We start from the raw sequence: 22495 nt of genomic DNA, 5'->3' as shown, positions 1-22495 counted from the left end.
CGCGAGCATTCTACACATTCACCAATCGTTTTGTTATATTTTCCACAATCATACCAAAGTAAAACTCTTACGATACCATTAGGAAATATATGGCTTTTGTCCGTGAAAACATTCCAGAAACTGACATCGTTGCTTATGGATTGCGAGAAATTAACGAAGATTTATTCGTGGTCGGATTCGGGAACGGATGGGTCATCGACCGGACGCGCAACGTTTATCTCCGGTGGATACGTCTCGATAAGGAGAGCCCGTCCACAATGGAATTTACATTTTTCTGGAAGGGTGTCCTGCTTGAACTGGACCTGATTTCCAGCTCTCCGGATGATGCGACGTTCGAGGAAAACACGACCTGGACGCTGGCTCATCCGCCGCTCGAGTTACCGCCCGAACTGGAAGCGCATCGGGACGAGATTCTCCAGGATCTGCGCGACGCTCTGACCGCCTACGGCAGCTTCGGGATGTCGTCTCGCAGCGCCCATCACCATGCAACAATGGCCTTCTGATGGAAAACCGTGCCGAACTGCCTGCAGCAAAGGCGGTAGAAACCCTAAGCAAGCATCCTGACCGATTCAACACACGCGAGGCATTGCAGGATCTCGTTCGTGGAATGTCGGTCGACACGCCCGGTAACGTCATGATGCTCTACCGCGGAATGGTAAATGCCGACGTCTCGAGCAATAAACTGGCACTTGCTGTCGCCAGGCAAGACAAGGACGTACGGGTCGTCGACAAGACGGAGGCGGCGAAACTGCTATCGTCCGATGAATTCATCAACGCGGTGGCGACCGTCCATGGGACAACGCTAAAAAAAGTGCGTGAGGATTACACTGATCCTGGCAACAAGTCCTGTTTGATGGCAAGGATGGTATGTGGGCGGCCACGTCGGAGCGCTTCGTAAAAAATACCAAGACTGAAGTTGTTACGGCCACACCTTATGCCAGAGGTGACCGTGTCTTTGCCCAGGTCGAATTACGTGAAGCATTGAATAACAACGATATCCCGTCCATCAACGGCATAACAAAAGATGTGTTCAAGGAAATCTACAAAACAACTGGCTCCTTGGAAGAAGTGAACAAAGCTGTTGCGGCCTCGTCTTTCGATCGCATGCAGGGAATGCAGGCAGCACTATGAACGCAAGAGTTACCGCAGTCGATACAGCCGCCTTTATCAACGGCACATCGCCAGCCCTTTCGGCCGATCAATGTTCGAATCTGAAGCCTGTACTCGATCCGGCAAAGGAGACAGAGTTTGCGGACGGGCGACATCTACTGACAGAGGCACAGCTTAAGCTGAAATCGGAAGAGCACAAGCATGAATCCAATGGTGCCATTGCCAAGGATGCGCTGCATGCTTCGGCACCAACGACAGCGCAGGGACGGAATGCGGACAGCAGGCATCTTGCCGCCGGCACCGGCGTCGACCAGGCAACTGCCCTGGCACAAGCACGCGTCCAAGCCTTTACACAAAAGCCGCCCGGAGAAGGCATCAAGGAGCATCCCGAATTGGCGGGCGCCTATGCCGCCGCCGCTGCAATGGAAAAGCGCGTGCAGGCCGATGGCCTGACACCCGAGCAGAAAGCCTACGTCTCTGCACGTATCAAGGAAAATATTGTGAAAAGTATCGAGCGGGGCGAGCTACCCCAAATACAAGTGCGCGAGTAACGCGAAGCGACACGCGAAGCACACCCGGAACGGGAGCGGAGCGATGAGCGAGACCCACTGATCGCCCCAGAGTCAAGACGCATCGGAAAGACCGGAAAGCGGCTTGGTGAGATCCCCGCAAGGCAGAAACGTCATTCATCCGGGCGATCTGGAACGGGTGAAGAGAACCGAACCTTCGCCGTAAGTTTGGGAACTCCCAAAAAGCCTGCGAGCACGCGGCGTTCCCCAATATCATTCCCTTATACATGAATGCCCATTGGGCGGTTATTATTATCAATTTTGAATCAAGCGCACCGTATTGAAGACGCCGGACGATTTCAAGACCGCGCACATAGGAAGGAAGGAATGGAATGAGCGATCGCGAAAAATGGAGGGAGCACGACTTTGCCCAGAGTACCTTACTCGACCTGGTAGATTACTACTCGGAGGTTGTTTATGAAGAAGAGCAGAAGGCTATGCCCGACCTGGCGAAGATAACGCAATGGCAGGATGAAAAAGAGTCACTCAGGCTATTGCTTGAAGCGTTGGACGTCGAGGATGCGGCGGGGATCGCCAAGGTCAATGCTACTTATGGGCCCATCCTCCGTGCGTTGAACGCGAAGGAATAACTCAGGATGGAAAATCCCACGAACTCGACAAAGTGGATCACAACAGGATCTACGCGGAAATTGCGAAAAGGCGTCTCTCAGGCGTCGAACCACAAGAAAAGCCCATGGCGGTGATCACTGGTGGCTAGCCGGGGTCAGGCAAAGGTGGCATCACAGCGCACGCACAAAAAGAAATGGCAAAGCAAGGTGGCTATGTTCTTGTCGATCCCGACCTGCTCAGGCCGGAACACCCAAAGCATAGAGCGCTCATGCGCGCGAACGACCGTGAGGCCGCCGACTTCACGCATTCTGACGCCTCAAAATGGACTAAACAGCTGACCACCGACGCCATTGAGGGCCGGCGCAACCTTATTATCGACCAGACGTCGAAAAGCCCGGACTCTTTGGTAGCGCTCACGACTAGGCTGAAAGAGGCTGGGTACCGCGTTGAGCTTAGGATGATAGCTGTCAAGGACGAAATCAGCGCCCAGCGCATTCACACCCGGTACGAGGACGAAAAAGAACAAAAGGGTTCGGGACGCTTTGTTCCGAACAAAGTTCACGACGCTGCCTATAAAGGTTTGCCCGAAAGCGTCGACGCAGTGGAGCGCGCCAAGACCGTCGACCGTCTAGCGGTACATGACAAACATCAAAAGTCCATCTATGGAAACACGGTGCGCGACGGTGAGTGGGTAACACGGCCGCCGGGTGCGAAGCTCGCGCTGGAGTCTGAGCGCGCTCGTCCCTTGTCATTGGAATACCAAAGGGAGAAGGCCCCAGCTTACGCAAGATTGTGCGAACAGCTTGAAAAACGCGGCGCCAAACCAAGTGAGCGCGAGGCAATGGAGGCTGAGCGGGCGGCGGCTGCCCGGCAGCTTGTAGCGCATACGTCCCGCCCGCCAGCCGTTCGGATTAGTAGGGAGGGAGAGCGGAATGCCTTATTGGAGCGGGTGAAGGGAATCGAACCCTCGTCTTAAGCTTGGGAAGCTCCTGCTCTACCATTGAGCTACACCCGCGTGCCTCGCATTCTACGCGCGATTGGCGGGCGCTGACAATATTGCAGGCTTAACGCAAGCCGCCGCTCGGGTGCGCCCTTTTAGCACGCATCCGTCATCCTGCACCTTTACTCCGGCTGCTCCACCGCATACCCCTTCATCTGCAGCTCCGCCAGCAAGGGTTGCTTGCCAAGAATGAGCTTGATCGGCAGCACGGCGAACGTGACCTTGTTCGCCACCAGCGCCTGTTCGGCGGCGCCAAGCCAGGCGGCGCGCATCTTCGTGTCGATGTTGCCGAAGCCCTGTTCCTGCATGATCTTGTTGTTCTGTACCGCATCCAGGCAAGCCGCTTCCTGCTCCGAGAAATCGAGTGCGTTGATCGCTTCGATATCGCCCTTCGCCCAGGCATTGGCGCGGACGCGCAGTGCGTCGAGATCGGTATTCATGCGGTCGATCGTTTTCGTGAAACAGGCCACGTCCTGCAGCGGCGTCTTCTTGAATTCGCGCACCGTCTTGACCGGGCTGTCCACCCGCATGTCGACATTGGTGGATGTGATCTTGACCTTGTTCTGTTTGGCGATCTGCGCCAGCTTGTCGCTCAGGTCCTTCTTCCTCGACAGCCCCGCCGCTTCGGTGGCCTTCGCCGACAGTGCCTGCGCCGCGAACAGCGGGCGCTTGCGCTCGAAGCCGTTGTCGTCCTCCAGGTATTGCTTGCGCAGTGCCAGCCAGCGCTCGTGCGTTTCCGGAGGTACGAGGTCGCTCAGCACCTTGCCGTCGGGGCTGTTTTCCATGCCGATCATGAACGGCAATACGGTCAGGCCGCGCAACCAGCCCACGCCCAGCTGCGCGGAGGGCTCCGCGATGAATTCCTGCGACTGGGCGATGATCGACTCAACGCGCTGCGAGCGCCATTCCATGCCTTTCGGCAGCGGGCCGTAGGTACCGAATACCCACAGCACGTGGTCGCCCCTGGACACCTTCCACAAGCCGGGGCCGGGCCGCTGCCCCACCACGAGGATCTGCTCCGGCGCAGCTTCGGCGGCGACCTCGCTGGTGGCTTCGATGGCGGCGGCCGGCTGCGGTGGCTCGGTCTGCGCCATGGCGGAAGCAGCCAGCAGCGAAAGACACAGTACGGGAACAGCGGTGGATACGAAACGACGGGACATCGAGACTCCTTGGTTGGCTACCCGGACGCTTTCGTCGCAATGCGAAAGCTGAGCCATCGTATTGCAATTTCGCAAACGAATCCAGTTTTTACCGCTACGCCGGCAGATCCCTTCCCGGTCCATCACGAATGGCAGGTTACCTGCACTTTGCAAGTCACCCGGCCATCGTGGTTCCATGCACCGCCAGGCTCGCCCGGCATCGAAACGGGAGCGGCCATCATCCTCTTGCGGCAGCCCCTGCTAAGTATGTAGTCGAAGTACATTTCATGAAAAAGCACTGTAGTGTGAATACAACCACACGACGATTTGTTGCTAAAAATAGTGTTTTACCTCTATGAATGCAATGTATTTTTGCTAAAGTTCCGCTCGATAGGTAGCTAGTTTTAATACAAGAAGGCCGAAACGCCGTCGAGCGTGGCCAGCCAGCAGTTTTCGCACACCATGGAGACATCAATGCACGTCCAGGCATTTCCACGCAGTTCACGCGCTTCCTTCCCGCTGCATCCCATCGCCACGGCCTGTGCGGTGCTTCTGTCGATATTGGGCGCCCCGGCACTGGCCCAGAGCACGGCGGATGCGGCCACTCCGGCCGCTGCCACCACGAGCACGGCGGAAGGCAGCATCGCCCAGGTGAAGGTCTCGGGCATCCGCCGCGGCATCGAAGATGCCATCTCGGTGAAGAAGGACGCCACGTCCATCGTGGAATCGATTTCCGCCGAGGACATCGGCAAGCTGCCCGACACGAGCATCGCGGAATCCATTGCGCGCCTGCCCGGCCTGGCCGCCCAGCGCGTGGCGGGGCGCGCGCAGGTGATCAGCGTGCGCGGGCTGTCGCCGGATTTCGCCACCACGCTGCTGAACGGCCGCGAGCAGGTGAGCACGGGCGACAACCGCAGCGTGGAATTCGACCAGTACCCATCGGAGCTGCTGAGCGCCGTGACCGTGTACAAGACGCCGGATGCGGGCCTCGTGGGCCAGGGCCTGTCCGGCACCATCGACATGCAGACCGTGCGGCCCCTGTCGTTCCCCGGGCGCACCATCTCGTTCAACGTGCGCGGCGAGAAGAATTCGCTGGGCAAGATCGCCAATGCCAAGGACCATGGCCATCGCGTGAGCGCCAGCTATATCGACCAATTCGCCAACCGCACCATCGGCGTGGCACTGGGCGTGGCGAACATGGAATCGCCGATCCTGGACAATGAAACCGGCACCTACGAACCGTTCGACCAGACCCGCATTTCCGGCGTGCCGGCCGGCACCTATGTGACGGCCGGAGTGAAGGCACTGGCGAAGAGCGGCCGGTTGACGCGCACCGGCGTGATCGGCGTGCTGGAATATCGCCCGAGCCGCATGTGGACCAGTACCCTCGATGTCTTCGCATCGAACTTCAAGCAGGTCGACACGAACAACCAGTTCGAAGTCAACCTCGGGGGCTTCAACGGCAACAACAATCCCATCGGCTTCAGCTACGCCACCGCCAATGTTGTCGACAACACGCTGGTCGGCGGCACGGCCACGGGCGCCTATCCGCTGGTGCGTGGCCAGCACAATCACCGCGAAGACAAGATCCGCACCGCGGGCTGGAACAATAGGTTCAATTTCGGCGCGTGGTCGCTGGTCGTGGATGCCAACTACTCGCAGGCCGAGCGCGACGAGACCTACCTGGAAAACAACCTGCAGTTGCAGACCGCCGGCGGCGGCGCGTTCAACGATCCCTTGATGACCGTCGGCTGGGGCTCGGGCCATTTCGCGCATTTGTCCGGCCAGCTCGATTACAGCAATCCGGCCATCCTGCACACGGGGGATTCGATCTATGGCTACGGCAAGACCTACGCGCCGCACCTGAAAGACAGGCTGGCAAGCCTGAAGGTGCAGGCAACGCTGCCGGCACCGGCAGCCGTTGAAAACTACCTTGCCGGCTTCGACGTCGGCGTCAACTACAGCGACCGCACCAAGACCAAGCGCCAGCCCGACGGCCTGCTGTTCGCAAAGGGCACGCCGACGATTTCCAGCGACCTGCTGTACGCACCGGTCGACCTGGGGTTTGCTGGCGCCGGCGTGGTGCCATCCTGGAATGTGCCGGCGGTGATCGCCAGGTACTTCGATCCGATCAACTACAGCCTGGAGAACAATGCCGGCACGATCAGCCGGGCGTGGGACGTGACGGAGAAAATCACCACGGCCTTTGCCCGTGCCAATATCGACAGCGACATCGGCGGGGTTTCCGTACGGGGCAATATCGGCGCGCAGATCATCCGCACCGACCAGTCGTCGGAATCGCTGTATGCCGACGCGGCGGGCGTGGCCCATCCGATCGAGAACGGCAAGACCTATACCGACGTACTGCCGAGCATGAACCTGGCCATTGGCCTGGCCGAGGGCCAGACCCTGCGCTTCTCGCTGGCGAAACAGATTGCCCGTCCCCGCGTGGACCAGCTCAATGCCGGCTTCAACTTCGAAGTTGCCAGTGGCACCCGGCTGCCGGGCGGCAGCGGCGGCAACACCCAGCTCGATCCATGGCGCGCCAAGGCATTCGACGTGTCCTATGAAAAGTACTTCGGCAACAAGGGCTATATTGCGCTGGCCGGCTTCTACAAGAAGCTGGACACGTACATCTACACGTTCTCGGAAACGCGCGATTTTTCGCAGTACACGGCCGGCACGAATGCCATCTCCAACTTCGGCCAGTACACCACATCGTATAACGGCGATGGCGGCATGCTGAAGGGTGCCGAACTGACGGTGTCGATCCCGTTCGACCTGCTGTCACCGGCACTGGAGGGGTTCGGCGTGCTGGCCAGCACCTCGTACACGGAGAGCGGCATCGACATCAAGGAAGTCAACGCAACGATCGGCAAGATCCAGCTGCCGGGCTTGTCCCGCAACGTGTCGAACCTGACGCTCTACTACGAGAAGGCAGGATTCTCGACGCGCGTCAGCGGCCGCCGCCGCTCGGACTATGTGGGCGAGATCGGCAACTTCGCCGGCGACCGCCAGTTGCGCTTCGTGCACGATGCGCCGACGGTCGATGCGCAGGTAGGCTACACGTTCAACGATGGCCGCTACAAGGGCCTGGGCCTGCTGCTGCAGGTGAATAACCTGAACAATGCCGCGTATGAAACCTACGCGAACCGCAAGGATCGCCAGCTGGAATATGCCAAATATGGCCGCATCGTGCTGTTCGGTGTGAACTACAAGTTCTGACCTTGTTTCCAAGGACGCCGGCGGAGCAGTGCCGGCTTTGACCCTGCAGGCTCATGGCCTGCAGGGTCTTTTTGCATCGGCGCCAGAAACGATACGGATGGACATCCGGCCGCCATGCCGCGCCAATCAATCAGCGACTTGCGCCTTCGCGAAGGAATCCATTCCCCGATACATGGCAAAATCGGGGCACAACATGGAGACCGCATGACCACTCACCGCCGCACCGCCCCGCTTGCCGTCCTTGCCGCCGCCCTGCTGTTCCCGCTGGCCGCCCATTCGCAGGACTACGAAACGCCCGGCACCGAACACAATATGCCGATCTTCGCGCCCGCGCTGAAGGCGAAGATGACCTATCCGATGGCCTGGTCGCCGGAGGTGAAGGATCTGAAATCCTGGCGCGAAAAGGGCCGCGCCAAGGTGTGGGAAGCCACGCTGCAGCAGCCCGATGCCACGCCCTTCAAGCCCCAGGTGATCGCGGAAGAAGACCGTGGCAGCTACGTGGCGCGGCAGGTGGTGTTCAATCTCACCGGCATGAGCCGCGTGCGCGCGCTGCTGCTGGTGCCGAAGTCTCCCGGCGCGCATCCGGCGATGCTGATGCTGCACGACCATGGCGGCAAGTTCGACATCGGCAAGGAAAAGATGATCGAACCGTTCGGTGCGGCCGACGCCACGAAGCACGCCTCGGCGAAGGCCTGGGCCGACAAGCATTTTTCCGGCCGCTGGCCCGGCGATGCGCTGGCCGCGCGCGGCTATGTGGTGCTGTGCGCGGACGCCGTGGGCTGGGGCGACCGCGGCCCGTTGACGGGTGAACAGCAGCAGGCGCTGGCCTCGAACTTCTTCAACCTGGGCAGCTCGATGGCCGGCAACATGGCGCTCGAGGATGCACGCGCGGCGCAGTTCCTCGCATCGATGCCGGAAGTCGACACGAAGCGCGTGGCGGCGCTGGGCTTCTCGATGGGCGCCTTCCGTGCCTGGCAGGTGGGTGCACTGTCCGATTCGGTCACGGCCGTCATCGCATCGAACTGGATGGCCACGACGGAAGGGCTGATGGTCCCGGGCAGCAACCAGCTGCGCGGCTCGTCCGCGTTCCAGATGATGCATCCCGGCCTGCTGCGCTACCTCGATCATCCGGACGTGGCCAGCCTGGCCGCACCGAAGCCCACGCTGTTCTTCGCGGGTGAAACGGACAAGCTGTTCCCCGTCGCCTCGGTGCGGGCGGCTTACGCGAAGATGGCGAAGGTATGGCAGGCCCATGGCGCCGCGGACAGGTTCGAGGCGATCGTGCGGCCGGGCGACCACGAGTTCCCGAAGGAAGCGCAGGATTACGCTTACGACTGGCTGGACCGGCAGTTCGCCAAGCCGTGACCTGGCCTACCGCAGCAGCTGCAGGATCATCTTCGGCATCGAATTCGCCTGGGCCAGCATCGCGAAGCCGGCCTGCTGCAGGATCTGGGCGCGCGTCAGCTTCGACGCTTCGGCGGCGTAATCGGTATCCACGATGCGCGAGCGGGCGGCGGCCAGGTTTTCGGACGCCATCATCGCGTTGCCGTAGGCATAGGTAAAACGGCTCTGCATCGCGCCCAGGCTGGCGCGCTGCAGGTTGATGGCTTCGAGCTTCTTGTCTAGGTATTTCAGCGCTTCGGTGGCGCCGACGTGACTGCTCATGTCGATGTCGGCATCTTCGCGGGTGGCCACCGCGCCGATGGCGAAGTCGATGGTGTCGCCCGCTCGGTCGCTGGCCTGGATCGCGCCGGAAAACGAGCCGTCGAGCAGCGCGATGCCGTTGAAACGGGTATCGGCGACGATGCGCCGGTTTTCCAGGACCAGCGCGTTGACCTCGATCTGGATCGCCTGGCGGTCGCTGGCATTGTTGGTATCATTGGCCGCCTGCACGGCCAGTTCGCGGATGCGCTGGTAATTATTGCCGAGCTCGCCGATCGCCCCCTCGGCCGTCTGCGCCACCGAAATGCCGTCGTTGAGGTTGCGGCCCGCCTGGGTGAGGCCACGCAATTGCGCCGACATGCGTTCCGCAATGGCGAATCCGGCCGGATCGTCCTTTGCCGAATTGATACGCTTCCCGCTGGACAGGCGCTGCAGCGCCGTGTTCAAGTCAGCCGTCGAGCGCGCGAGCGCCCGCTGGACAAACAGCGAATCCACGTTGGTGTTCAAGATCATTGCCATGCCGGCATCCGTTAACTTCCTAGAAAGGGAAATTTCCCCTACTCATCAGTTACGGCGCGAAAATGGAAAACTCCATCACTAATTGTCACACGGCATCAAATAATTGTTGAGCCCGTCCCGGTGCCTGCGCCCCAGTGCCCGGCACAAAGACACGGGCTTGGGCGTAGAAGTGGTGGATGAGTTCGTGTCCCGGTGCCTGGCACGGAGACACGGGCTCATGCACGGGAATTGTGGATGAGTTCGTGTCCCGTTGCCTGGCACGGAGACACAGGCACGGAGACACGGGCTCATGCGCGGGAAGTCGTAGCTGGGTTCGTGTCTCGGTGCCTGGCAGTAAGGGCGCCGCTCTCACAACACAGGCTCAACCATAGTACTGGCGGCGCTGCCAAGGCGCTGGCTCGCTTCGCGGAGGTAGCGGGCGGCGCCGGGTTCGCCGTTACGGTCGGCGAGCTGGAACCATTGCCGCGCCTCGGCCATATCGGCGATGGTGCCCTGGCCGGCGAAGTACATCAGGCCCACGTTCAGCTGGGCGCGGGCGTGGCCCTGCAGGGCAGCCTGGCGGTACCAGTCGAAGGCGGCACTGAAGTCGCGCGGCACACCCAGGCCGTTATCGTGGCGCAGCGCGAGGGCGAACTGGGCTTGCATATGGCCTTGCCCGGCGGCCTTGCGGTACCAGTCGCTGGCCCGCAGCACGTCCGGCGCCGGGCCGTCGTCGCGGTCGTGCAGCAGGGCCAGGTTGTATTGGGCCGCGGCATATTCCTGTTCGGCTGCGCGGCCATACCAGTGCATCGCCGCCGCCAGGTCCAGCGGCACGTCCCGCCCCGTCTCGTGGCGCAGGCCCAGGTCGAACTGGGCGCGCACGTGGCCCTGGTCGGCGGCCTTGCGGTACCAGTCGATTGCCGCACCCGCGTCGCGCGCCATGCCATCGCCACTGTCATGGAGCTGGCCCAGATGGTATTGCGCCGCCGGGAAGCCCTGCCCGGCCGCCTTGCGGTACCAGTGCGCCGCCTCGGCCAGGTCGCGTGCCACGCCCTGCCCCGCCTCGTAACGCTGGCCCAGGTTGTCCTGCGCGGCGGCGTGGCCCTGCGTGGCGGCGCGCCGGTACCACTCCAGCGCCTGCCCTTCGTCGCGCGGCACGCCCAGGCCATTGTCGTGGATGAGGGCGAGATTGAACTGCGAGCTAACGTGGTCCTGCTCGGCCGCCGCCCGGTACCAGCGCACGGCCTCGGCGCCATCCCGCGCCACGCCGTCGCCCTTCTCGTGGCGCAGCGCGAGGTTGAATTGCGCCGGTGCGTGCCCCTGTTCGGCCGCCTTGCGGTACCAGGCGATCGCTTCCTGCACGTCGCGCGGCACGCCCTGTCCGTTCTCGTAGCGCTGCCCCAGGTTGAACTGCGCGCGGGCATAACCCTGGCCGGCGGCCTTGCGGTACCAGGCCACCGCCTGGACGTGATCCTGCGGCACGCCCTTGCCCGTGTCGTACATCATGCCGAGGTTGTTCTGCGCGCCGGCGTCGCCCTGTTCGGCGGCCTTGCCGAACCAGTGGCGCGCCTCGTCGGCATCGATGGCCACGCCATGGCCCTTGGCATACAGCCAGCCCAGGTTGTACTGCGCGGCCGGGTAGCCCTGTCCGGCCGCAAGCCGGTACCAGTGCGCCGCTTCCGGCAGGTCGGCCGCGACGCCCTGGCCCTTCTGGTACATCACGCCGAGGTTGTATTGCGCCTGCGCGAGCCCGCCGTTGGCGGCTTGCCGGTACCAGGCCAGCGCCATCTCGAAACTTTGCGGAACGCCGTCACCGTTGAAATACCGGAAGCCCAGCGCGTGCTGGGCGTGCGTTGCGCCGTTCTCGGCCAGCGCGCGGATCCGCGCCACGTCGGCCTGGTTTTCGCGGTCGCCCATCCGCGGTCAGTCCTGGAAGGCGAGCGACAGCGAATCGTTGCATGCCCGGTCCTGCGCCGCGAGCACGTCGAGGAACGAATCCAGCGACACGGGCCGGTAATACAGGTAGCCCTGCATCGTGGCGCAGCCGTTGGCCTGCAGGTAGCGCGCCTGCACGTCGGTTTCCACGCCTTCGGCCACCAGGTGCAGGCCGAGGCCCCGCGCGATCGAAATGATCGCCAGGATCACCGGGTAATGCCCGTTCTCGTCGTGGATCTCCTTGACGAAACTCTGGTCGATCTTGATCGTGTGGATCGGGAACCGGTGCAGGTAGGCGAGCGACGAGTAGCCGGTGCCGAAATCGTCGATCGCCACCGATACGCCCAGCTGGCACAGCTTGTTGAGCTGCTCGATCGCGTATTGCGGATTGCGGATGCAGATATTCTCGGTGATCTCCACTTCGATCTGCGCCGGCGAAATGCCGTAGCGCGTCAGCGCGCCGCGCATCTTCTCGAAGAAGTCGCCGCGATCCAGGTATTGCGGCGACACGTTCAGCGACAGCCGCAGCGAGTCGCCGCCGGCCGTGTTCCATGCCAGCAGGTCGCGGCACAGCGCGCCCAGCATCCAGTCCGACAGCGGCAGCATCAGGCCGTTTTCCTCCGCGAACGGCAGGAACTCGCCGGCCGACAGCAGGCCGCGCTCGGGGTGGTGCCACCGCATCAGCCCTTCGGCGCCGACGATACGGCCGGTGGCCACGTTCACCTGCGGCTGGTAATACATCTCCAGCTCCCCGTTCTCGAGCGCCCGGCGCAGCGCCTGTTCCAGCGCGATCTTCTGGTGCGACATGTCCAGCATCGACGGGTCGTAGAAGCCGTGGCCATTCTTGCCCAGCGCCTTCACCTGGTACATCGCGATATCGGCATGGCGCAGCAGCTCGTCGATCGTTTCGCCATCGTTCGGATAGATCGCGATGCCGATGGATGCCGAGATGTGCACCACGTGGCCATCGAGGTCGAACGGCTTTTGCAGCGCATCGACGAATTTTTCGGCGATCGCCTTGGCATCGCCACGGTCGCGCAGCTCGGGCAGCACGATCGTGAATTCGTCGCCGCCCTGGCGCGCCAGCGTGTCGCCGCGGCGCAGGCAGCCTTTCAGCCGCGCCGCCGCCTGCTGCAGCAGCTCGTCGCCCTTCACGTGGCCCAGCGTGTCGTTGACCAGCTTGAAGCGGTCCAGGTCGATGAACATCACGGCCAGTTCCGTCACCTTGCGCTTGGCCTGGATCACGGCCAGGCCCAGGCGGTCCTTGAACAGCATGCGGTTCGGCAGGTCCGTGAGGATGTCGTGGTAGGCCTGGTACGAGATCATTTCCTCGGCGCGCTTGCGGTCCGTGATGTCGCGCGCCACGCCATAGGTGCCGAAGTACTCGCGCCTGTGGCGGGTGCCGAGGGCGCTGTCCGGCGCGTGCATGCCGATCGCGTTCAGCGAGATCGTCATCAGCGTGTTGTTGAACGTGCGCTCGCCGTTGGCGGCGCCGTGCGCGGTATTGCACTTCAGGCGCAATTCCACGTTGCGCGACGCGCGCTCGTCCACCCGGCGCTCGTTGAACACAAAGCGGGCCCGGTCGAGGTCTTCATCGTGCACCACGAAGGAGTAATGCTGGCCGATCAGTTCTTCGCGCGTAAAGCCCAGCAGCTGGAAGGCGCGGTCGTTGACGAACGTGAAGCGGCCCTGGTGGTCGAGCGTGTAGATGATGTCCGGCGAGCTGTCCACCAGGTAGCGGTACATCTTCTCGGAGGTGGCCAGCTTGCGTGCGATGCGCTGGTTGTCGATGGCGAGCCGGCGCTTCTGCAGCGCGTTTTCCACTGTCTTCAGCAGTTCCTCGCGGCTGTACGGCTTGCGCAGGTAGTCGTAGGCACCGCGCTTGAGCGCGCCGATCGCGGCATCGATGCCCACTTCGCCGCTCATCACGATCACGTCGCAGTCGTAGCCGCGGGCGTTGATCGTGTCCATGATGTCATGGCCGCCGATATCGGGCAGGCGCAGGTCCAGCAGCACCAGGTCGAAGCGCATGGCATCCAGGTGCGCCAGCGCCTCGCGGCCGCTGGCGGCGGTCACCAGGCGATAGCCGCGATCGCGCAGCAGGTCATGGAGGGAGGACAGCAGGCGCGGCTCGTCGTCGACGAGCAGCAGGCGGGGCAGGCAGCCGGCGATACCGCCCTGGCCCAGGTCGTCATTCACGTTCATCCTTGGATTGTGTCCGTAGGGTGTGCGGGCAGGGCCGCAGGCAGGGTATTGCCGCGGCGCGCCGGCAGCAGGATTTCAAAGCTGGTACCGTCCCTGCCGCTGCGGCAGGCGATCAGCCCATTCAGTTTCTGCACCAGGCCATGCACGATCGACAGGCCCAGGCCGCGGTTCCGGCCTTGCTTGGTGCTCTTTACTGCGGAGAACAGGTTGGCCAGCACTTCCGGCGCGAGGCCCGGCCCGGTGTCGGCCACCACCAGTTCCACGTACAGCCGGCGCTCGCGCACCACGTGGCCACGGTTGGCGATCTCGATCCGGCCGCCGCCCGGCATCGCTTCGACGGCGTTCTTCACGAGGTTCACGAGGATCTGCCTGAGCGCATCCGCATCGCCGTCGATCTCGTCCGGATCGTCCCGCATGCGCACCAGCACCTGCGCCGCGGCCGGAATGAAGCCGGTGGCGCGGAATACCCGCAGCACGTCGTCCACCACGCGCGCGATGCTTGCCGCGCCGCTGCCGGCGGTGGGCTGCACTTCCGTCAAGCCGCTGACCAGCTGCCCCACGCGGTCGATCTCCTCGTTCAGCACCGACATCTCGGCCACCACCGGTTCGCGGCGTGCCAGCTTGTCGTCGAGCACCGCCAGGTAATTCTTGATGATCGACAGCGGGTTGTTCACTTCGTGGACCAGGCGGCGCGACGCTTCGCGATATTCCTGCGTTACGTGGGCGACCTGGCGCTGCGCCTCGCCCCGTTCCTCGCCTGCCGCTTCCAGCGCGATCGCGGCCTGGCCGCCGAAGGACAGCAGGAAGCGCTCGCGTTTCTGCACGAACGGCAGCTGCCACGCGGCCACGCCGCCCAGCAGCACGCCGGCACAGCGCTGTCCGGTCACGAGCGGCACGCAGACCATGGCCTCGCTGCCGAGGATGCGGAACAGCTGTTCCTCGGCGATGCCCTGCGATGGCGCGCCACGCACCAGCAATGCCACCTGGCGTGCCGCGGCGGCGCCGGCGATGGCACCGCCCTGCCCCAGCGCAATGGAGAAGCCGGCGAGACGCCCCTGCCGATCGCCGGCCGGCACGCCCACCAGTGCCTGGCCGGCGGGATCCTCCAGCAGCACGATGGCCGTATCGAGATCGAACAGGATGCGCGCCGAGCGCGTGACCGATTCCAGCAATGCCGCCTGCCCCGGCTGGCGCGAGAACGCCTGGCCCATCTCGGACGCCAGCATCATGTTGCGCATTTCCTCCTGCAGCCGCGCCTGCACCGGGTCCACCGGCGCCGGGGTACCGGGCGGCAGCACGGCCGGCAACGGGGCCACGTCGTCCGCACCGGCCAGGTCGATGCCCAGGTAGTCGGCCGCCTTCTGCACCTGGCGCGCCGCGCCCTGCCCGATCGCTTCGAGGTCGCGCGCGGCGACGCCGCAATAGCCGGCCATGGCGGCGATCTCATCGGCCGCGTCGGGCTGGTGCACGAGCAGGTGCGCCAGCCGCACGATGCGGACCAGCGGATGCGCCGGTGCCAGCCGCGCAACCGGTTCGTGGTGATACAGCACGCTGTCGGCGAGGAACGAATCGAGGTTCCATCGCTCGATCAGCCACGCGCCGGCTTCGGTATGCGTGATCTGCAGCGTGCGCTGTTCGACGGCGCACAGGTCGTCGTCGTCGCGCGCCATGAAGTTCACGCCATACTCGCGCGGCGCGGCAGCCAGCAGCGCCAGCCGGCCCACGTTGTGCAGCAGCCCGGCCAGGTAGGCTTCTTCCACCTGCGGATAGGCGGTGGCGCGGGCAATGTCGCGCGCCACCACGGCGGCGCCCAGCGCATGCTTCCAGAACGCGCGCAGGTTCATGCTGCCGGAATGGGGGAAGCTGTTGAAGGTCTGGAACACGGATTCGCTGATCACGAGCGTCTTGATCATGTCCGTGCCGAGCGCCGCGAGGGCCGGCTCGAGGGCGGCGGTGCGACTGGCGCGGTGATAGGCGGAACTGTTCGCGACGGCGAGGATCTTGCCCGTCATGCCCGCATCCTTGGCGATCAGCGCGGCCAGTTCCGGCATGCCGGCATCGTCCGCCTGCAGCAGTTCGATCAGCTTCAGCAGGATCTGCGGCATGGCCGGCAGCCGCGCGATCAGCAGGCGGTTGCGTATGTCGTGGTCAGGTTGATGCATGGTGGCGCTGCCGCAGTGAACTTCTTCCCGGAAAGGCGGTCCTGCCCGGAAACGGCATGCCACCCTGTAGTTTTATGTTGTCGTCAATTGAGTTGTCAAATATTTACTCAATGCAACATCAGTTTATCGTAGCATAGATTGCCACTGACTTGCACGAAAACAACTTCTAAACGGGCGTTCGCTTTCGTTTTTGCCCGTTACTGTTGCTCTATAGCAGCGGTGACCAACGTTCGCCGGTACACCCGCGCCACCAGCCACAATGCCAGCGCCGATGCGGTGAACGCCAGCTGGCCGATGGCCAGCCACAGCACCGAGCCGGCCAGCGCGGGCGCCACCACGCCGGCCACGATCGCGCCGGCCAGCGTGGTTTCGAACGACTGGCAGGAAGCCACGGTGCCCCGGATGTGCGGGAACAGGTCGAGCGCCATCAGGGTCGCGGCCGGCCCCACCACCGACATGCCGAACGTGTAGAAGAACAGCGGCAGCACGCTCCACGGCACCGATGGCGGCATGAACACGTGATACAGCACGTTGACGCCGGCAGCCGCGATCAGGAATGTGAAGCCGATGGCGATCTGGCGTTCGAACGTGATCTTGCCGGCCAGCCGGTTGGCGAACAGCGCGCCGGTGAAGATGCCGGACACGGAAGGAATGAACAGCCACCCGAACTGGTCGGGCCCCAGGTGCAGCTGCTTCGGCAGGAATTCCGGCGCGGCCGTGATGAACACGAACAGGCCGGCGAAATTCAGTGCCACGATCAGCGACTTCAGGTGGAACAGCGGCGAGCCGAGGATCTGCTTGTAGCTGCCCCACAGGAAGCGCGGGTTGAACGGCTGGCGCTTGTGCAGCGGCAGCGTTTCCGGCAGGCGCCGCCAGCACACGATGAACAGCCCGATGGAGAACACGAACAGCACCAGGAAGATCGCGCGCCAGTCGAAGTACTTGACGATGAAGCCCCCCATGATGGGCGCCAGCGCGGGCGCGATCGCAAAGATCATCGTGACCAGCGACAGCAGCCGGGCCGCCTCGGCATCGTGGTACAGGTCGCGGATGATCGCCCGCCCGACGACGACGCCGGCGCCGGCCGATACGCCCTGCAATATGCGGAAGAACCACAGGTATTCCACGCTGTGGACGGCGGCGCAGCCGACCGTGCCGATCGCGAACAGGACCAGCGACACGAGGATCACGTTGCGGCGCCCGAAGGCATCGGACAGCGCGCCGTGCCACAGCACCATGCCGGCGAAGGCCAGCATGTAGGCGGTAAGGCTTTGCTGCACCTCGATGGATGTGGCGCCCAGCGACTGCCCGATTTCGGGGAAGGCGGGCAGGTAGGCATCGATGCAGAACGGCCCCAGCATCGACAGCGCGGCCAGCACCATCGCGAGGCCGGCATGGCTCAGCGGGCGGGTGTGCGGCTTCTTGCGCGGCGGTGCGGGCGGGACCGGGTCGGGTGGGAGGTTGGCGGGGGTGTCGGGGAGCATGTCGGTCGTTGTGTTGTTCTCGAATGCGGTCCGGCACCATCGCCGCCCGTCATTCTGCGCTTTTCGGTTCGTCGGGTTTGACGACTTTACCGGGAATCGCTTCTTCGCGCCGGTTGAAGCCGGCCACCATGTCGAAGCGGAACAGCCGGCATTCGAGCGCGCCGTTGAAGAATGGCGTCTTGCGCGATTCCTTCAGGCGCAGCAGCTTCGGCAGGTTCAGGTCGGCCGTGAACAGGTAGGCGGTCCAGCCGGCAAAGCGCTGCTTCAGCGTCTTCGACAGGTCGGCATAGAACGATTTCGCCAGTTCATCTTCGGGCATCGTGCTGTCGCCCCGCACGCCGATCCGCTCGCCGTACGGTGGATTCGTCAGCAGGATGGCCGGGCTGCCGGCTTCGATGGCCACGGGCGCCTGCACCTGCTGTGCCTCGATCTGCTTCAGCGGTACTTCGAACAGGATACCGGCACTCTTCAGATTATGTCGCGTCATTGCCACCATGTCGCCGGAAATGTCGGAGCCGAAGATCGTCGGCTCGGTGGGCAACGGGTTCGGCTTGATGGCCGCCTTCATCTCCTGCCACGGCGCCGGATCGAAGTCGTGGAAGTTTTCAAAGGCAAAGCGGCGGCGCGCGCCGGGCGGCACGCCCTGCACCATCTGCGCCGCTTCGCACAGGATCGTGCCCGAGCCGCACATCGGGTCGAACAGCGGCATGCCCGGCTTCCAGCCGGACACGCGCAGCAGGCCCGCCGCCAGGTTCTCGCGCAGCGGCGCATCGCCCGTCTCGGTGCGCCAGCCGCGCTTGAACAGCGCCTCGCCGGACGTATCGAGATAGATGGTGAACTGGCGCTGGTCGAGGAAGCCGGCGATCCGCATGTCCGGCTCGCGCGTGTTGACCGACGGGCGCTTGTTGTACATGTCGCGGAAGCGGTCGCACACGGCGTCCTTGATCTTCAGCGTGGTGAACTCGATGCTTTTCAGCGGCGACTTGATCGCGGTGACGTCCACGCGGATCGTGTGCTCCACGCCGAACCACTCTTCCCACGGCTGCGCGAGCACGAGGTCGTAGATGTCGTTTTCGTTCTGGTAATGGCATACGCCCATGCGCATCAGCACGCGCGAGGCGATGCGCGAATGCAGGTTGACGCGGTAGGCGTCATACAGGTCGCCCGAGCAGTGCACGCCGCCGGGCACCTGGTTGTGCACCTTCAGCGTGGGGCTTTTCGTGGTTTGCGCGATCTCGAGGAGTTCCTCGGCCAGCGCCGCTTCCATGCCGCGCGGGCATGGGCAGAAATAAGAAGTGGTCATCGGTGTACCTTTGTCCGTTGGAAAACTGTTGCTCTAAAAATGGGGACGTACCCCATTTTTAGAGCAACATTGTTTCGCAGCCTGTGACCAGCTGCGGAAGTTGTAACGAAGTTGCCCGGAAAATGGGGTCCGTCCCCATTTTCCGGGCAACTTCTTCAGAATGGCTTGACGACCACCAGGATCACGATCGCCAGCAGCAGCAGTACGGGCACTTCGTTGAACCAGCGGTAGAACACGTGGCCGCGTTTGTTTACGCCGCGCTCGAACTTCTTCAGCAGCGAGCCGCAGGCGTGGTGGTAACCCAGCGCCAGCACGACGAAGGTCAGCTTCGCGTGCAGCCAGCCGGGCAGTTTCATGCCTTCCGGCGAGTGGTACTGCATCCATGTGAGGACCAGGCCGAACACGAGGGCCGGCACGGCCAGCATCGTCATGAAGCGGTACAGCTTGCGGGCCATCAGCAGCAGGCGCTCGGTCGCCTGGCCCGGCGTTTCCTGCGCCAGGTTGACGAAGATGCGCGGCAGGTAGAACAGCCCGGCGAACCAGGACGTGATGAAGACGATGTGCAGCGCTTTAACCCACAGCATGGCGATCCTTGAGGTTGAGATTACTTGCGAACTTCACCGTGGCCGAACACCACGTATTTCAGCGACGTCAATCCTTCCAGCCCCACCGGGCCGCGCGCGTGCAGCTTGTCGTTCGAGATGCCGATCTCGGCACCCAGCCCGTATTCGAAGCCGTCCGCGAAGCGCGTCGATGCGTTGACCATCACCGATGCGCTGTCCACTTCGCGCAGGAAGCGCATCGCGGCGCTGTAGTCCTCGGTGACGATCGCCTCGGTGTGCTTGGACGACCACGTGTTGATGTGGTCCATGGCCGCGTCAATGCCGTCGACGATGCGCACGGCCAGGATCGGTGCCAGGTATTCGGTGGCCCAGTCCTGTTCCGTGGCCTGCGCCAGGTGCGGATACCGCGCAGCCGACAATATCGCGAACGCTTCGCCGTCGGCGCGCAGTTCGACTTTTTCGGCCAGGTAGCGCTGCGCCAGTTCCGGCAGTACGGCGGCAGCGATGGTGCGCTCGACCAGCAGCGTTTCCATCGTGTTGCAGGTGCCGTAGCGGTGGCACTTGGCATTGAAGCCGATGTCCAGCGCCTTCTGCAGGTCGGCTTTCGCGTCGATGTACACGTGGCAGATGCCGTCCAGGTGCTTGATCATCGGCACGGTCGCCTCTTCCATCAGGCGGGCGATCAGGCCCTTGCCGCCGCGCGGCACGATCACGTCCACGTACTGCGGCATCGTGATCAGCGCGCCCACCGCGGCGCGGTCGGTGGTATCGACCACCTGAACTCCATCGGCCGGAAGGCCTGCCCCCAGCAGCCCTTCCTTCACGATCTTCGCCAGCGCGCGGTTGCAGTGGATCGCCTCGGAACCGCCGCGCAGGATCGTGGCGTTGCCGCTCTTGATGCACAGGCCGGCCGCATCCACGGTCACGTTCGGCCGCGCCTCGTAGATGATGCCGATGACGCCCAGCGGCACGCGCATCTGCCCCACCTGGATGCCGGTCGGGCGCGTCTTCATGTTCGAGATCTCGCCCACCGGGTCGGGCAGCGCGACGATCTGGCGCAGGCCTTCGACCATCGTGTCGATCGCCTTGTCCGACAGCGTGAGGCGGTCGACCATCGCCGGCGCCAGGCCGTTGGCGCGGGCCGCTTCCAGGTCTTGCTGGTTCGCGGCGCGCAGCGCCTCGGCTTCGCGTTCGATCGCATCGGCAATCAGCGACAGCGCCTTGTTGCGGGTGGCGCTGTCGGCACGCGCCATCGCGCGCGAGGCGGCGCGGGCACGCTGGCCCAGCGCTTCCATGTATTCTTTGACGTCGGTGCTCATGTGCTTATCCTCGTACTATCCTCGTGCTACCTTCAGCGCCAGTTGCAGCATGGCGTCCCACTGGTCACCGGCATACGCCTTGGCGCGCAGGCCCTTGACCATCCTGTCGACCTGGGCGGCCTGCCGCAGCGCGTCTTCCAGCGTTGCCATCGAAACGCGGCGCAATGCCGGCTCCATCATCCGCTCGCGCGGCCCCCAGATACGGTATTCCTTCAGCAGCGCCGCCAGCGGCCGGCCCTGCGCCATCCCTGCCTTCAATTTTAGCAGCGTACGGATTTCTTCCGAGACGGCCCACAGCACCAGCGGCAGCGCCTCGCCCTCGCCTTTTAGGCCCTCCAGCATGCGGGCCAGCCGGGCCGCATCGCCGCCCAGCATGGCCTCGGACAGCTTGAACACGTCATAGCGCGCCACGTTCAGCACGGCGTCGTGCACCTGCTCGAACGCCAGCTTGCCCGGCTCGTGCAGCAAGCCGAGTTTCTGGATTTCCTGGTGCGCCGCCAGCAGGTTGCCCTCGACGCGGTCGGCGATGAAATCCAGGCTTTGCCGGTCCGCGCTTTGTCCTTGCATGGACAGGCGCAGCGAAATCCAGTTCGGCAGCTGGGCGCGCTCCACGTTCGGGATCTCGATGTACACGGCCGCCGACTGCAGCGCCGTTACCCATGCCGCCTTCGCGGTCTGCCAGTCGAGCTTGGGCAGCGTGATCATGGTGAGATTGTCCGGCGACAGGTTCTTCACGTAAGCCTGCAGCGCGGCGCCGCCATCCTTGCCCGGCTTGCCGGTGGGGATGCGCAGCTCGATCAGTTTCTTGTCGCCGAACAGCGAGAGTTCCTGGTTGGCCGCCAGCAGCTCGCCCCACTTGAAGCTGCGTTCCACCGTGAGCACGTCGCGCTCGGTGAACCCCTGCGCGCGCGCGGTGCGGCGGATCTTGTCCGCCGCCTCGAGCGCCAGCAGGTGCTCGTCGCTCGTGATCACGTACAACGGCGCCAGGGACTTGGCCAGGTGGCCGTCCAGCGCGTCAGCCCGCAGTTGCATGTTATTCCTGGCGCGTCGGCAGTGCCGGCTCGGTGACCGGTTCCGTCGCCTTTTCCGCCGGCGCGGACGATGGCTGCACCGTCGGGGCCGTGGACGTGGTGCCCGGCATGGCCACCGATCCCGGCGACACCACGCCCGGCAAGGTCAGCGGGCTGACGGTGCTTGTTGGCGTGGCATTCGGGCTCGACGGCTTGATCGCGGCCATGCGGCGCATCATCTGCTGCACCAGGTCCTTCTGCATGTCGCGGTACAGCTGCGCTTCTTCCTGCTCTTTCGCCAGCAGCTGCGTTTCGCTGAACGTGATCGGGCGGGTCAGCGTGATCTGCGTGGGGCCCAGCAGTTCGCGGCCGGCTTTGTCCTTCACGCGGAACACGATGTTATAGGCCAGCAGGTATTCGCTGACACGGCCGGCGCTGTTCAGCGACAGGATCGACTTGCTGCGCGTCTTTTCCGGGTCGGTGATCACCTCGATGGTCGCGTCGGCCGACTGCGGATCGCTGGTCACCACAGTATTGCCGTTGACGCGGATATTGCGCTTCAGGTCGATGGCCAGCGGCGACGACTCCGGCAGGCCGACATACATCGACGCGAACGGCAGCGTGTAGTTGCCGCCCGAGCCGCGCAGGTGGAAGCCGCAGCCGCTCATTGACAACCCTGTGCCGGCCAGCGCGGCGACCAGCACGGTATTACGGATAAGACCTTTCAGAGTCGTCATATGC

At 63.7% G+C, this 22495-nt stretch carries 18 protein-coding genes, 1 tRNA gene and 1 pseudogene; 8 read left to right on the top strand and 12 right to left on the bottom strand.

What is annotated here, in order from left to right:
- The first annotated feature begins 89 nt into the window (after window positions 1–89).
- The 6 genes and pseudogenes from ACY65G_RS10000 to ACY65G_RS09975 form a co-directional block, all read left to right on the top strand.
- The gene (locus tag ACY65G_RS10000; RefSeq protein WP_464997214.1) at window positions 90–503 is read left to right on the top strand and encodes a hypothetical protein; all 414 of its coding nucleotides are present in this window, start codon (window positions 90–92) and stop codon (window positions 501–503) included.
- Entirely contained in the window at window positions 503–898 is a 396-nt protein-coding gene (locus tag ACY65G_RS09995; protein ID WP_464997213.1) for a hypothetical protein, read from the top strand. Before ACY65G_RS10000 ends, ACY65G_RS09995 begins: the two co-directional genes overlap by 1 nt.
- Window positions 868–1131, top strand: a complete 264-nt coding sequence (locus ACY65G_RS09990; RefSeq protein ID WP_464997212.1) for a hypothetical protein — start codon at window positions 868–870, stop codon at window positions 1129–1131. The genes ACY65G_RS09995 and ACY65G_RS09990 overlap by 31 nt, the downstream gene beginning before the upstream one ends.
- A complete protein-coding gene (locus ACY65G_RS09985) occupies window positions 1128–1661 on the top strand; it encodes a hypothetical protein (protein ID WP_464997211.1) in 534 nt (177 codons plus the stop codon). Before ACY65G_RS09990 ends, ACY65G_RS09985 begins: the two co-directional genes overlap by 4 nt.
- A gap of 350 nt (window positions 1662–2011) precedes the next feature.
- Window positions 2012–2269, top strand: coding sequence for a hypothetical protein (locus ACY65G_RS09980; protein WP_464997210.1), 258 nt, complete (start codon window positions 2012–2014; stop codon window positions 2267–2269).
- A 140-nt stretch (window positions 2270–2409) separates the two neighbouring features.
- Window positions 2410–3225: pseudogene (locus ACY65G_RS09975) on the top strand (zeta toxin family protein); the annotation flags it as partial.
- Here the strand turns inward: ACY65G_RS09975 and ACY65G_RS09970 are convergent.
- Both ACY65G_RS09970 and ACY65G_RS09965 read right to left on the bottom strand, forming a co-directional pair.
- A tRNA-Gly gene (locus tag ACY65G_RS09970) sits at window positions 3191–3264 on the bottom strand. The pseudogene ACY65G_RS09975 and the gene ACY65G_RS09970 sit on opposite strands and share 35 nt — an antisense overlap.
- Before the next feature lie 107 nt (window positions 3265–3371).
- Entirely contained in the window at window positions 3372–4409 is a 1038-nt protein-coding gene (locus ACY65G_RS09965; RefSeq protein ID WP_464997209.1) for a TraB/GumN family protein, read from the bottom strand.
- Window positions 4410–4862: 453 nt separating this feature from the next.
- Here ACY65G_RS09965 and ACY65G_RS09960 point away from each other — a divergent pair, with 453 nt between their 5' ends.
- Both ACY65G_RS09960 and ACY65G_RS09955 read left to right on the top strand, forming a co-directional pair.
- Window positions 4863–7613, top strand: coding sequence for a TonB-dependent receptor (locus ACY65G_RS09960; RefSeq protein WP_464997208.1), 2751 nt, complete (start codon window positions 4863–4865; stop codon window positions 7611–7613).
- 204 nt (window positions 7614–7817) lie between these two features.
- Window positions 7818–8978 carry a dienelactone hydrolase family protein gene (locus tag ACY65G_RS09955; RefSeq protein WP_464997207.1) on the top strand — a complete coding sequence of 387 codons (1161 nt, stop codon included), beginning with the start codon at window positions 7818–7820 and terminating at the stop codon, window positions 8976–8978.
- A 6-nt stretch (window positions 8979–8984) separates the two neighbouring features.
- Here ACY65G_RS09955 and ACY65G_RS09950 read toward each other — a convergent pair whose 3' ends face one another.
- The 10 genes from ACY65G_RS09950 to ACY65G_RS09905 form a co-directional block, all read right to left on the bottom strand.
- The gene (locus ACY65G_RS09950; protein ID WP_464997206.1) at window positions 8985–9794 is read right to left on the bottom strand and encodes a flagellin N-terminal helical domain-containing protein; all 810 of its coding nucleotides are present in this window, start codon (window positions 9792–9794) and stop codon (window positions 8985–8987) included.
- A gap of 348 nt (window positions 9795–10142) precedes the next feature.
- The gene (locus ACY65G_RS09945; RefSeq protein ID WP_464997205.1) at window positions 10143–11690 is read right to left on the bottom strand and encodes an SEL1-like repeat protein; all 1548 of its coding nucleotides are present in this window, start codon (window positions 11688–11690) and stop codon (window positions 10143–10145) included.
- 6 nt (window positions 11691–11696) lie between these two features.
- Window positions 11697–13913, bottom strand: coding sequence for a putative bifunctional diguanylate cyclase/phosphodiesterase (locus ACY65G_RS09940; protein ID WP_464997204.1), 2217 nt, complete (start codon window positions 13911–13913; stop codon window positions 11697–11699).
- The gene (locus tag ACY65G_RS09935) at window positions 13910–16075 is read right to left on the bottom strand and encodes an HDOD domain-containing protein (protein ID WP_464997203.1); all 2166 of its coding nucleotides are present in this window, start codon (window positions 16073–16075) and stop codon (window positions 13910–13912) included. Before ACY65G_RS09935 ends, ACY65G_RS09940 begins: the two co-directional genes overlap by 4 nt.
- Window positions 16076–16272: 197 nt before the next feature.
- Window positions 16273–17559, bottom strand: coding sequence for a multidrug effflux MFS transporter (locus tag ACY65G_RS09930; RefSeq protein WP_464997202.1), 1287 nt, complete (start codon window positions 17557–17559; stop codon window positions 16273–16275).
- A 49-nt stretch (window positions 17560–17608) separates the two neighbouring features.
- Window positions 17609–18862 carry a THUMP domain-containing class I SAM-dependent RNA methyltransferase gene (locus tag ACY65G_RS09925; RefSeq protein ID WP_464997201.1) on the bottom strand — a complete coding sequence of 418 codons (1254 nt, stop codon included), beginning with the start codon at window positions 18860–18862 and terminating at the stop codon, window positions 17609–17611.
- Window positions 18863–19017: 155 nt separating this feature from the next.
- The gene (locus tag ACY65G_RS09920; protein WP_464997200.1) at window positions 19018–19446 is read right to left on the bottom strand and encodes a CopD family protein; all 429 of its coding nucleotides are present in this window, start codon (window positions 19444–19446) and stop codon (window positions 19018–19020) included.
- Window positions 19447–19466: 20 nt separating this feature from the next.
- Complete coding sequence (locus tag ACY65G_RS09915; protein WP_464997199.1) at window positions 19467–20744, bottom strand: glutamate-5-semialdehyde dehydrogenase; 1278 nt, start codon at window positions 20742–20744, stop codon at window positions 19467–19469.
- A gap of 15 nt (window positions 20745–20759) precedes the next feature.
- The gene (gene holA / locus ACY65G_RS09910) at window positions 20760–21776 is read right to left on the bottom strand and encodes a DNA polymerase III subunit delta (protein ID WP_464997198.1); all 1017 of its coding nucleotides are present in this window, start codon (window positions 21774–21776) and stop codon (window positions 20760–20762) included.
- 1 nt (window position 21777) lies between these two features.
- Window positions 21778–22491 (bottom strand): LPS-assembly lipoprotein LptE, encoded by a 714-nt coding sequence (locus ACY65G_RS09905; RefSeq protein ID WP_464997197.1) that lies wholly within the window; start codon window positions 22489–22491, stop codon window positions 21778–21780.
- Between the last annotated feature and the right edge of the window lie 4 nt (window positions 22492–22495).

This window comes from Pseudoduganella sp. jia 12, assembly GCF_055502675.1.
Note: the sequence above shows the minus strand (reverse complement) of the source record. Positions and strands in the feature narration are given on the sequence as shown.